This window comes from Enterococcus raffinosus (assembly GCF_018917525.1).
In the GTDB taxonomy this organism is placed as follows: Bacteria; Bacillota; Bacilli; order Lactobacillales; family Enterococcaceae; genus Enterococcus_A; species Enterococcus_A raffinosus_A.
Window position 1 is genome coordinate 84,243 of record NZ_JAHLOS010000007.1, and the last position, 12,935, is coordinate 97,177.

At 40.0% G+C, this 12,935-nt stretch carries 7 protein-coding genes; all 7 read right to left on the reverse strand.

Annotated features, from left to right (window positions below; translation table 11 throughout):
- Positions 1 to 3: 3 nt before the first annotated feature.
- The 7 genes from KQI58_RS07090 to KQI58_RS07120 all read right to left on the reverse strand — a co-directional run bounded on the left by KQI58_RS07090 (position 4) and on the right by KQI58_RS07120 (position 12,907).
- Positions 4 to 1,758 (reverse strand): sortase family protein, encoded by a 1,755-nt coding sequence (locus KQI58_RS07090; RefSeq protein ID WP_216407756.1) that lies wholly within the window; start codon positions 1,756 to 1,758, stop codon positions 4 to 6.
- Positions 1,759 to 1,868: 110 nt separating this feature from the next.
- The gene (locus tag KQI58_RS07095; RefSeq protein WP_216407758.1) at positions 1,869 to 2,591 is read right to left on the reverse strand and encodes a pilin N-terminal domain-containing protein; all 723 of its coding nucleotides are present in this window, start codon (positions 2,589 to 2,591) and stop codon (positions 1,869 to 1,871) included.
- A 1-nt stretch (position 2,592) separates the two neighbouring features.
- Positions 2,593 to 7,323, reverse strand: a complete 4,731-nt coding sequence (locus tag KQI58_RS07100) for a SpaA isopeptide-forming pilin-related protein (RefSeq protein WP_216407760.1) — start codon at positions 7,321 to 7,323, stop codon at positions 2,593 to 2,595.
- Positions 7,324 to 7,351: 28 nt separating this feature from the next.
- A complete protein-coding gene (locus tag KQI58_RS07105) occupies positions 7,352 to 9,187 on the reverse strand; it encodes a SpaH/EbpB family LPXTG-anchored major pilin (RefSeq protein WP_216407762.1) in 1,836 nt (611 codons plus the stop codon).
- A 497-nt stretch (positions 9,188 to 9,684) separates the two neighbouring features.
- Positions 9,685 to 10,788: a tyrosine-type recombinase/integrase gene (locus tag KQI58_RS07110; RefSeq protein ID WP_216407764.1), complete on the reverse strand. Its 1,104-nt coding sequence runs from the start codon at positions 10,786 to 10,788 to the stop codon at positions 9,685 to 9,687.
- A 573-nt stretch (positions 10,789 to 11,361) separates the two neighbouring features.
- Positions 11,362 to 12,150: a tyrosine-protein phosphatase gene (locus KQI58_RS07115; RefSeq protein ID WP_216407766.1), complete on the reverse strand. Its 789-nt coding sequence runs from the start codon at positions 12,148 to 12,150 to the stop codon at positions 11,362 to 11,364.
- A 7-nt stretch (positions 12,151 to 12,157) separates the two neighbouring features.
- Positions 12,158 to 12,907 carry a CpsD/CapB family tyrosine-protein kinase gene (locus KQI58_RS07120; RefSeq protein WP_216407768.1) on the reverse strand — a complete coding sequence of 250 codons (750 nt, stop codon included), beginning with the start codon at positions 12,905 to 12,907 and terminating at the stop codon, positions 12,158 to 12,160.
- Positions 12,908 to 12,935 lie beyond the last annotated feature (28 nt).

The window sequence follows — 12,935 nt, forward strand, 5'->3', positions numbered from 1 at the left end:
TTTCTAGATCAGACTAAAGAATAAAATCGGTAAGAGAAACAATAAGAATAACGGCACAACCGTTTGCATCGGATCAGAGATGATCTTCGCCGCTAAGGTCATACTCACCCGCTCAGGTTCTGAAACTGGATCATTTTTCATGATCGTCCCATCGATTTTCCCATCCTCTCGTTTGAGCTTCATTTTTTTGAATAGATCATCTTGTGCATCATGCAAAGGCTCCACGCTCTTGAGATTTCCTTGAACAAGACGCCGATAGATGGTTCCGATATCTCCTTCACATCGTAAGAGAGTGATTTTCGCAATCCCGTTATTCGGTTCTTTTTCTACATAAGAAACTTCGGTCTCTTCGATAATCTTGTTCAAAGAAACCTCGTAGACATAGACATTTTTGAAGTCCGTCGCATAGATCAGCTGACCTTTTTTTAAATCTTGGATACGGTGTAATAATACGTCCTTATCAAAGATGTTATGGGCAAGCACAACATAATTTCCCCGGCCTAATTGTTGATCGGAGCGGTAAGTCGCCGCTCCAGTCAGCAGATTTTCATTGGCCATACCGGCGAGGATTGGCAAGTCGATGGAGACGTCGGGAATTACGATCTTTCCGATCCCCCAATTGTTTGTCGTGTTTTGGACTACTGATTTTGCTTTGGCGTAGTCTGAGATCTTGACACTGGCGATCTGTTTCTCCTCATAGCTAGCCTCATCGATCTTATCAATGTTATAGGCGTTTAGTTCCTCCTTAGGTCCGATATTGACCGCCGCCGACGCTGGCTCTTGTTCCATGTGTAGGTAGCCATAGATCGCTGTAACCAATACTGCCGTCATCGTGACGAACAGAATGATGAAGAGTGTTTTTGTAACAGTAAATAGACGCTTCAGATTTTTTCGTGCTTTCGCCGAAACGATTGGGTCATCGGAGCGGAAGCGTTTAATGAAGCGGCGATATAAGCCCATCAATAAGGCGAAGATAGCCACATTCAAGCCTAGTGTTGCTAGTACAATGTTTTGATAGCTCCACGTATTGCGTTTCTTGACCTTTTTCTGGACAGCCGCTTTGTAGCTAACACGGTGGCCAGTAACTAACAATCTGAACGTATTGATTCCTGGTGGTGTACAAGTAAGTAACGTAACCTTATCTTTGCCTTTATGTATCTTGACCTTGTCGACATCACTGGGTAATATCTCTTCAAAGGAGTCAATCTCATAGGCCAAGCGTTTGCCTAAAATATTGATAAAAAACAAATCGCCTTCTTTTAGATTTCGAATATCGGTAAAAAGCACTTGGTTCTTGACCCCACTATGACCCGTGATGACCGAGTGGGTATTCTTTCCACCAATCGGGATTGATGTGGGTTCAAAATGACCCAAACCCTTTTCCAATGTTTTGAATGACGTGCCGTGAAAAAAAGGCATTTGTTTGATATCAATCGATGGAATGTCCACGGTGCCCATGACATCCCCTTGTTTCATGATCTTGTTATAAACCACTGGATCACCCTTCGGTAATCCTTCTTGTTTATTGTAGATGTACTCGTTATAGGCTTTCGCCAAAGCCCACTGTTCATCCTTTTCTTTTTGTGACATCTTTTTCATCGTGTCATCGTATTCAGAGACTGCTTGACTCCGTTCACGATTGGCTAAATAATTCCCGACAATTGGATAAAGAAGCGTTAAGATTCCGCCGACGATCATGATAATCGCGAAAATTTTTAAAAAGGAATGTTGTCTTTTTTTCTTTTTTATCTTCTTCATGACGGGGCCTTCTTTCCAATAGAGAGTTACAATTTGAAAGAAAGAATCAAGGACACTAATAGTTACGCATCCAAGATTCTTTCTTCAGCAATGATGCATTCAATCAATTCTTAAAAAACATCTTTCTTACGATGGATACTGAACATCCCGAGACATCCCATCGCGACGATCATCGCCAAGATCCACAGCAAGACTTGCGCTGTACCAATGTTCCCACTGGTCTGCGGCAGTCGTTTGATCTCGCCTTTTTCATCGAGTTCGACAGGGATCGGTTTGCCATCCGGGCCTTTTGTTACAGGCAGTTTAGGATTAGCACTTACGACACTGGACTTCGGATAGATATAGACCTCGTTCAACGGTTCACCAGTCTGTTGGGGGAACGGCAGCTCGACAATAACGGGTTCCATCACGTCTTTTAGCTGCTTGTGTTCCTTCTCAACGATTTGGTACATCCCCTGAACCAGATTCCCCGCATGCGCGAGCCCTTTTTCATCCGTTGTGACTGTCGTTTGGAACGCGCCATCCCCTTGGACAGGCTCAAATCCTGAGCCTCCTTGGATCGGTGTCACACGTGTGATCTCATAGGTCATCCCCGGTAACGGGTCAAGTGTCTTCCCGTTCTCATCCTTGACTTGATCCACTTTGGTACCATCCAATGGCATCGTATCGGCGATTTTATCAAAGTCCAAAATCTTGTACTTTTGGATAAAAATACTATAACCAGCGTTTCCCTCCACCTCAGTGGCTTCTGCTTCGGCATTAGCAGTCGCCACACCGCCAAAACTCAGGGAGAAAACAAACAAACAGAACAATAAACGGCGTAATCTTTTCATTTTATTTTCCTCCCTTTACTTTGATCGGTCGAAAATGTAGGAATACTCCGGCCATACCAGTTACGAATAACGCAGCAGCCGCGATAAGAATAATCCGCAAGGCTTTGGTCCCACCGGTAAATGGTAGTTTCGTTTGACCTTTATCCGGTACGTGGACGATCGCGATGAAGTTATATGTCGGCACTGTTACCTTGATCGGTTCCTTCAGCAGTTCAAAACCATCAGGAGCTTTGGTCTCAACAATGGTGTAGTCACCCGGTGGTAGGCCACCAAACTCCAGCCAGCCATCAGCACCAGTCTTTACTGGCGTACCAATCTTATCCGCATCCGCGGTGCTGTTTCCTTTATACAACTGGAATTCAGCTCCCGCTAATGCATGAGTTGTTACCGCCTCAATTTCTGCGGCACTCAATGTTCCATCGTTATTGGCATCAATAACGGTACCTTCTTCGTATTTGAAGAGGCGGATCTTTGATAGTCGCGTTAACCCTGCATTGACGTGATTCACATGAAAAACATTGTCGCCTGGGTCACATTCCTTCGGCAAATCTTTTAATTCATGTTGCGTATATTTATCGGTCTTAAAATCACTAGGATCCGCTTTCGAATTTTTGCTTGGATCTGAGCCGACTTCTTTTTTCGTTACAATGACAATTTTTTTGACAAGCACCAGATCACCTACCACAAACTCGGCAACATATTCCCCTTCTGGAAGATTCTCAAACTTATATTTACCATTCACATCGGTCTTGATAGTCGAATTTCCAGAACCATCAATCAATGAATTACCAAGTAAGTCCTCTTTAACCAGTTTGTCTGTATAACTAGGATTCTCTAAACTTGTTCGGTAAAGCTTCACCTCGATATCTCCAACAGGATCTTCTGGAGAACCATCTGATTTATTCCCAATTAAGCCATCGTAATCATCGTCATACCAGACATACCCACTAAGATCTCGACTATATACCGTGGTTTCTACTTCATTACTCTTAATCGGCAAATCTAATTTAGTGTTCATAGACGCTCTATTTTTGTACAAATCGCCAGCTACTTGACCTATTGGAGAGATTGTAATCTTAACAGTCAGCTTCTCCTCGATTAGCATCTCATCTTTTTGGAATACAAAAGCTTTCGCATCCTTTATCTTCGTAGCGCTATCTACACCTGGTTTATAAGTAGACCATGAGGATAATGTAATATCTTTGGGATTCGTTCTTTCTAATTTGCTAGGAATTGTCTCCAAATAGTGAATAGTTGCGTCTCCCTTAACAATTTCTACCTTTTTAATGGTGTAATCCCCAGTAAAATGACTACCATAATCATCTCCATTGTAAGGTAAAACATCTAACAACTTCATTTCTAGTAATTTCTCAGAGCTATTATTTGTAAGATTGAGTGTATAGGTGATATCCGTACTTAAGGATGGATTCGCCGGGTCGTTATCACCGACCTCAATTTCCTCTTTATCTACACTCTTCTTCAATATGACCTGCTGACTCTGCGTCAACTGAACTTTTCCACTAGAACTACGGAACTCTTCGTCCTTGTCATCTCTTCGACTAGGATCTTCGGTCAACCAGATCTCTCCGACCGTCTTGACAGTTTGTTCAGCCACTAGGGCGGAATTAAAGGTTAAATTTTTCAATACGGGAGATGTGGTAAATTCGACTTCCGCCAGATGTCCTTTGGTCGGATTACGCCCCGTCAGCTCCCAAACGATCGTAGTCGTTCCATCTGGATTGACCGTAACGGTCTCCTTGATCGTAGTAGAAGGATCAGATGGATCCGGTTTATTACCAAAGTTGTCCACTGCTGAACCATCATCATAGCTTAGTCCATTCGGTAGTGTCGTTGTCAATCGGATCGTATGTTCCTTATCAGTGTTGGAATGAATTTCTCCAGTAACTTTCCATTTGACTTTCTCATTGGTTTTATAGATTTTCTTTTTAGGAGCTGTCGTTGTTTCAATCCCCAACTCTTTAATGAAAATCGTGTCACCATGATAACCATCACCCGTATGGCTGGTCACGAGATTTCCATCCGAATCAAAAGTAGATGGATAATAGGTATCGCCAATATTAGGATACTGATTGAGTAGTTTGTCATCCTTATCATAAGAATAAGAATCCATTGTCAAAACATGAGGGTTTCCACTACTATCTGTCGCTCCAGACTTCCCAATAACTTGTACTGGCGCCCGGAACATGAATGAATAGTCTGACTCTGCTGCTTTAATAGAAACTACTTTGACCGCTCCGATATCCCCATGACTCTGGGCAGCAGCGACTGTCGGAAACCAATCGTATTCACTCTCTAAACTGGATCGTGTATGTCTCGTAAGAGTAATTGGCGTCCCTGCTGATTTTTTCACACCATATTCAGTCTGGGCTTTATCTACATACCCTGCTGTTGTTTCTGGATCAAGCTGCAGCTCTCGACTTTTATCATACTTAAAGGATTTTGGGTTCCATCTCAAATAAGTAAATACTTTTCTTACTTCGAGAGGGTTCGCATATGCAATATTCCCCAGATACACATCACTCGCACCAGGTTCAATCTTCCCATCTCCCTTCATCGCTCTATGAGTACTGCCAGCACTATCATATGCCTTTGGTGTTTCCCCTTCAGGTATCCGTACAACACCGACACCTGTTACATAAGCACCAGATATTTCTTTACCAGCATAAAAGGTCTGCTTAGAATCCGTCGAGTAAGTATTCCCTTCATAGGAAATACTTGAGATATTTATAGTAGTCTCATATCCCCCTGCCGCTCTGCCTGCTAGATGTTCCTTCGACCATTCAACAACCATACTTGTACTTGAGAAAATTTTCTGGTTAGCGCCGATTTTTCCGCCCCGCATCGTATAGGTGTAAGGATTGTGCAAGGGAGAATACCCTGTATTAGTCACGGTGAAGGAATCCCCGCTAGTAGCCATGACGTTATTACCAGTTTTATATACACCAACTTGTTTTTTGTCAATCGAACTAGACGGTTCTTCAGTATAAATTTTTCCAGAGTTTCCTTTAGGAATAGCCATATCGATTAAGCTTGCGGTGAAGGCTAATGAATTCCCTGCAGAATTATATTTGATCCAGTTCCAATCAGTCGGTGTCTGACTCGTCGTTGCTGGAGAATGCGCAATAGGAACAACAGGTTTAGGATCATACATCCCCGTTCCGATAGGTACAGGGATCCGTGTTACTTCAGTCGCAGGTGGTTTCACCATCAATCCGTCTGGTAAATAACTCGAATTTGAATCAATTTGGTATGTTACCGGACCACTCGGGAATGTTGAACCCCGAAAATCATCTGAATCTCGTCCAGATAATGGATTAAGTGTCAAAGTAACACCTAATCCAATCGCATCCCAATTCTCATCTTTTGCAGAAGTTCCTTTTAAAAACGCATTATGCGCAATTTTCCCGCCAGAATACAGTGTTGGCGTGATTGATGCTTTAGCCGACACGGTCATAACGGAAGTCGCTAGAGCCGCTGTCTCTGGATCGCTAGAGGTATACTCCTTATCTATAGTAACAATTTCACCAGTTTTTTCATTTTCAGCACTTATGATCGTTAATTTAATCTTTGGTTGAAGTGTGTGTCCATGTTTCGCTCCAAACACATTGACAATCATCGGGATGATAATATTACTATTTCCCGGTTCTCTCAGTACATCTTCTACATAGCCTACTGATTTCTTCGAGCTTGCCGTATCATCTATCAACTCTCCAAAATCATCCATTCCTGACATTACAGCGGCGTTAAATCTTTCTTCTCCGCTACCGTCAATGGTATAAGCATCTGGAAGTTCCATATCTACTCGATATTTGATATTGGTATAGTTCGTTGTAGGATCGGTACTCTCCATTGAGAAAGCCAGCTTATACGTAAGTGAATCATAACTTCTTACGATTTTGTTCGTTTGATCCTTATCGTATCCAGGCGAATTGTCAGGATCAAATTTACCAGATTTATCTGGCGTACCATCTAGTTCACTAAGATGTAGTCCTGTTACTTTGACAGCAGGTGACGATTTCGTCGATTTAAAGGTTTCTTTCGCCAAATCAGGAATTTCTCCCCTAAATGCGATCGGTTTAAAAGAATCTTTTGCTGTAAAATTTTTCTTTTCTATTTCTTCATAAGTAGGTAAGTTAATATCTTCTTTTGTTTTCTTCTTTTCGGTAAATTGAAACAGCTTCTGTTTCTTTGATTCCTTAACAGAAGTTAATAGTGCTTCTATATTGCCACTTACCTTTTTCTCAAAAAGTAACTTTACAGTGGAGCCTTTAACTATCTGTAAATATGAGCCTGTAACTTTCCCTTCATCATTAACAACTTGAAATAATTCATCCTTAATTGTCTTATCGCTAGATTCTTCTTTGGACTCTTCTATTGTCGCAAGTATTTCTTTGGCATTGAAATCCGCCTCGGTAACTTGCTTGACCGAAAGATCTTCTTGTTTAGAGGAAACTGCCAAGAAATCCAACTCAGAGAATTGAACTAATTGATTTTCATCAGATTTAATATCTAATACCACAGATGATTCTTTCGTTTGGAAAGAACCATCTGTAATATCGTCTTTATCGTGATAAATCTTTACTACTGTGTGAGCCGTGTCATCAGCTTTCAAAAGCCCCCCATAAGGAGCAGCTAAAAATGCAGCTACTCCTAATAGGAAAATGATGGGAAGAACGATCGCGATTTTTTTAATCAATCTCGTCTTTTGCATAACTTACCCATCCTTTCTGTCGTCTCCATTACACGGCGCGACGTTTTTTATCAATTGCGATTGCTGCTGTACCAATAGTGATAGCTCCGATTGCGATAATTACTAGTAACATTGTTCCAGTGCCACCAGTGAATGGTAAGTTGGTTTTAGGTTCATTGACCACTTCAAGTTCTGGTGCAGAATTATCATGTGTATCCAATGTAACAATTACTTTTTGCGGAGTTTTCAACAATTCATACCCAGATGGTGATTTTGTTTCCACTACCCAATATTCTTTAGAAATAAATGGCGTACCGTCACCAGGATCAACTTTTGGCCAAGTTGCTTCCGCTGTATTAGAAGGATCCTGTTCTTCATCTCCATCTGTATCTGTAAACCACTCTAATTTCAAACCATCAAAATGAGCTTTACCTGTTGCATCTGAGGTAGAAGTTAAATAAGTCACACCAGTTGGTAACGTATCAGCTGCTGGTGTTCCGCCCGGTCCAGCTGTTTTTCTATACGTTTTGCCATCACTTGCTAAGAAAATATTATCTTTTGCATCTGCTTCAGTTAGTGCAATATGGAATTCTGCACCTGACAAATCTGCTCCGGCTTTATCAGTCTTTTTAATATCAAATCCACCATTGTAATATTCTGGTTTGTCACTGGTATCAGTCACAGGATCTTGACCAGGAATCAAGTAATCAACATCGTATTCATTAGAGATTGGTCCGTTGAAATCTTCTTCTACGGTAGTCTTATAAACAACACGAATATGTGTATCTTTATCATTTGTTACTTTCTTCATTCCCGCTTGAGTCAAATCGACTTCCACTTTTTTAGCAGCCCCAACAGTCATATCTGTGACAGGATGAGCAGCTACTGCTGTACCGTCTAACTTAACAGTAAAGTCAGTGCCAATAGTCAACGTTTTCCAAGTTGTTCCATCTTTGTCTAATACTTGTACTTCAATATCCTTTAATTTCAAATCTTTATTCAAAGTATCGGTTACTGTAAAGTAGTTCGCGTATAAATCATATGGCAGCATACTACCAGTAATAACCAAATCTGATTTTGTTCCAGTTGTAGGATCAAGAACATCTGTAATCGTCATTTCCTTTGTGATTTGGTTATACAATCCATCAGGCAAGGCCGTCGTTGCTTCCCATTGGAAATCTTGACCTGCTTTAATTGAATAGCCTTTACCACCTTCAATTGTCTTGTCTAAATCGGTATTTGTTACAATATTCTTTGGATGAACATGCACATCATAGATTAACTTAGACGTGTCATCGCGTTTTGTTTGCGGTAACCAAACAAAGAATGGGTCCATCGGTTTATTGATTTCAAGGTCAGTTTCACCTGTACTTGGATCTGTATACGTGTATTTACCACTACTGTCGGTAATTTCTCGTACTAAATAAATACCATCAGCTGCTTTACCGGTTCCTACATCAAATGTCAAACTTCCGTCTGCGGCAGTCTTTCCTGTTTGTTTAGTAAACGTTGGATCAATTGTGTAATGAGTCGTTTCTTTTTGCGTTAAAGGATCAGTCAAATCTACTCCTGTATTAGGAATGACACGAACAATTTCAAAATTGACATCTTGCATAACTTTTTTTCCAGTCAAATCTGGTGCTACTGAAGGGTCTAACGATTCTCCGTCTCCACGTCCTCCCAATTCTGATGCACTGTGTATCTCATACTTCCAAATTGTAATCGACCGTTTTGATGTATTATCAGATACTGCATTCGCACTGATGTTTTGATCTGGTTTATCCGCATAAGCGATCGAGCCTAATCCAGCGCCTGTTGATCCTAACATTGTTAATACACCCAAAGTCAATGCTGCTTTACTTATCCATTTTTTCTTATTCTTCATAAATAAACTCCTTTACTTTTTGTTTTTTACTCCCAAATTAGCTAAAATAAATAAGTGAGAAGAGGTAGCCGCCATTTTCTCAATTATTTATTTTTTCCAATACCTGAATGAGATTCCTTTTTCTCTTTGGGTATTGGGAATTAATAAGAAATTAGTATGTCCGTCCCTCGATAAACATACCTCCTTTCAAAGTTTGCAATAAGTTAATTTGATTTGTTTCTTTTTTCTAGTTCCTACTTTATCTAGAACACATTTTTTGCCTAGTCTTGTAAAAAACTAGAAAAAGTCTGAAGATACCTATATTTCAAGGAATCTTCAAACCTTTTGACGATGAATGACGGCTTATTCTTTTTTTGAAAACCTACTCTCATGTGATTACCAGAAAAAAATCAATTTTCATGAATAGAAAACCATCTGCACAGAAAACTGCCACCCAAAGTAAGCGCTTACTCAGGGATTAAAAAAAGAATACCCGAAAATTCTATTTCTAAAAAAAATTAACTTATAAAGCAATCCAAATCATCAATTACTTGATAGCGTTGCTCCAGCATTGCATCTACATATGTATCTAAAGTCATTTGAGTCGATGCATGCCCTAAGATTGCACTTACCGATGGAATATCCTTGTTCGCTTCCAAGCAACGCGTTGCAAAAGTGTGGCGTAGTTGATGAAAATGAATGTGTAACAAACCCGCTTTCCTCCGAATTTGATGAAAATGGTAAGTGAGTAAGCGCGGTTCACAAGGTTGACCATTTGTAGAGAAGACAAAAGCACCTTTTGAGTGTTTACGATGAGTTAATAATAGTTTTTTTAACGTCTTGCTCATTGGAATTATTCGAACAGATGCGTCTGTCTTCGAGTCTGTCAGAACTAATTGCGTTTTTCTCTGTTTATCTATAATTGGGATCCTTTGGTAAGTATGACTAACATTAATTAAGTTTGCATCAAAATCTATATCAGACCATTTCAATGCAGCTATTTCACCAATGCGCATCCCTGAATACAAGGCTAATAATGCTGGGATGCCATATCCCTTCTTTTCTTTTGCAGCAATCGCCATTACATTCTTTTGTTCAGACAAAGATAACGCTCGAATTTTCCGCTGTTTCTTCTTTGGAATTTTTAGTTCAGAAAAAGGATTAACATTGATTTTCCCAAGCTTTTTGGCATGATTAAGACATTTATTTAGTATCCGGAAAATAACTTGAATTGTAGAGTTCGACAATTTCTTTTGCAAATCTGCTAGCAATTTTTTTCCTGTCTCAATCGAGAGCTCATTTAAAGAAATATCTCTGATTATCGGAAAAACATATGTGCATAATTTATAGTAGTAACTGGAAAATGTAGATGGTTTTACCTCATTTTGTACCTCATTGAACCATTCAATCGTCCATTCTTCAAAAGTTTCGGCAGAGGATCCTTGAATTTGCTGCAACGATTGATATTTAAGACGAAGAGGGTATAATTTCTGCTTGACTTCACTATAGTTTTTTCCATATATATATCCATACTTTATCCTCCCACTAAGTTTTCGACCTTTTGGGTATCTTCCTTCCCAACGGCCATCTTTTCTCAGATAAATATTCTCACCTTTACGCATGTAAAATTTCCTCCTATTTGACGGCTTAACAGACGGCGTATTTTTTTGAAATATCATCTCTAACTCTCTTTAAAAAAAACGATTATTTGATAACCACAATCTCCTCTCTTACAAATAATTATTTTTATGAATTATATTGATTATTAATAATCAATAATATATAATTGATCTGTGAAATGATATTGATATATTAAACAAATAAGTTATTTAGAACTGTTTAGTTATTGATGTTTCTAGTTTTTTACAAGACTAAGAAAAAAATCTCAAAAATAGAAATACTTTAAATTTCAATAATTCATAAAAAAATATAAAGACATCTTTTCAAATTGGAAAGATGTCTTTATGCTATACCTAACTATCTCGATTTAGTATAGCTATAGGGAAATATAATAGTTATCATCAAATCAACTTATAAATAACTAATTGCACCACCTCATTAAATAGAATTGGGATTTACTATACAATTAAACGCCATATTTCTTAGACTTTTTGTTCTTTTTTGAATAATATTCCATCTCTACAAACAAATAAGACTGTGATTCTTATTAACCACAGTCCTGTTTTTCATTACTATTAGATTCTAAAGATACTATTCATTCCTAAAAAGCTAACTCGCACTTCCTTTATCGCTTGATACTTCGGCCGCACGACTGGATCACCATTCACCAAATCCCTAGCCATTTGCTGCATATCCGCCACCATCTTTTTCCCGCCAACTTTTTGGATCACCTTGTAGGCTTCCTTCATGTAAAAATTCCGATGCCGCAAACTATGAGCATCAGAAGCGACCATATACAGCATCTGGTGCTCCAGCATTTGTTTAGCTGTTCGCTGGATTTCATCTCCGAAGACACCTACGATACTGGGGGCCGTCAGTTGTGTTAGCACCCCCATTTCAAGAAATGGCAGTAGGCGATTGGGGTCTCTGCGAAAAACGGTGTTCCTTTCAGGATGAACAATTACCGGAACATGTCCTTGCTTCAACAAATGATAAAAGACTTCCTCCGCATATAACGGAACCTCATTTGTCGGCAATTCCACTAATAAATAGATATTATCTAAATCCGTAAATAAAAGTTCTCCACGCTCGATTTCCATCAGGAGATATTCCGTTAACCGAACTTCTTGTCCTTCCAGCAAGGTCAGCTTCAATCCCCGCTGGTCAATTTCTTTTTGTAAAGCTTCCACCTGTTGAATGATCTTGTCTGCTGGATTGTGATATTTTCCGTTGTTGTGATGGGGCGTACACATCAGATGAGTGATTCCCTGACTAATCGCCTTGCGAATCATTTCCAAACTATCCTCTAGATTTTGTGCGCCATCATCCACCCCAGGCAGGACATGACTATGTAGATCGATCATTTATTGCTCACTTAGTTCCTTCCGCACCGTAATAATAATAGGAGTCGTCACCTTGTTTCTTCCCGTTGTAAATGACCCCGATGATTTTCGCCTGAACCATGTCCAGCATTTTTTTCGCTTCCAACACGGCTTGCTTCTTGGTCGCTCGTTCTCGAATCACTAGGATCGTCCCATCCACATAGGCAGATAAAATTTGCGCATCCGTCACCGTCACCACCGGCGGCATATCAAAAATCACTAAATCAAACGATTCCTCCAACACCTCTACCAGGTCCTGCATCTTTTGTGATCGCAACAGCTCAGAAGGGTTCGGCGGAGTCGGGCCGCTTGGCATGATATACAAATTCTCTGTACTAGTTTCAATCAACCGATTATCAAGCGCCGTGCTCCCCTGTGTCAGATAGGTGCTCTCTTTATGAAAGCTTCCGCTGGATGAATTGCCTTCAGTCAAGTAATTACTCAAGCCATTCACATTAGGAACCTTAAAGCTCAACGCCACACTTGGTCGTCGTAAGTCCGCATCCACTAATAGCACACGGCTTCCCGTATTGGCAAAAACGATCGCTAAATTGGCCGCCGTCGTCGATTTTCCTTCTGAGGGGCCTGACGAAGTAATGACCAATGATTTAATTTTTTTGTCCGCTGAAGAAAACTCGATATTTGTCCGAATTTTACGGTATTGCTCTGCTGCTGTAGAAAAAGGGTTGATCGAAGCAATCAAATCAACCGGATTGATCATTTGTTTTCTTTTCGCCATCTATTATCTTCTCCTAATTCTCAATAAT

Coding starts and splice junctions, on each gene's coding strand:
- KQI58_RS07090 (WP_216407756.1), bottom strand. CDS start 1,758: ATGAAGAAGATAAAAAAGAAAAAAAGACAACATTCCTTTTTAAAAATT.
- KQI58_RS07095 (WP_216407758.1), bottom strand. CDS start 2,591: ATGAAAAGATTACGCCGTTTATTGTTCTGTTTGTTTGTTTTCTCCCTG.
- KQI58_RS07100 (WP_216407760.1), bottom strand. CDS start 7,323: ATGCAAAAGACGAGATTGATTAAAAAAATCGCGATCGTTCTTCCCATC.
- KQI58_RS07105 (WP_216407762.1), bottom strand. CDS start 9,187: ATGAAGAATAAGAAAAAATGGATAAGTAAAGCAGCATTGACTTTGGGT.
- KQI58_RS07110 (WP_216407764.1), bottom strand. CDS start 10,788: ATGCGTAAAGGTGAGAATATTTATCTGAGAAAAGATGGCCGTTGGGAA.
- KQI58_RS07115 (WP_216407766.1), bottom strand. CDS start 12,150: ATGATCGATCTACATAGTCATGTCCTGCCTGGGGTGGATGATGGCGCA.
- KQI58_RS07120 (WP_216407768.1), bottom strand. CDS start 12,907: ATGGCGAAAAGAAAACAAATGATCAATCCGGTTGATTTGATTGCTTCG.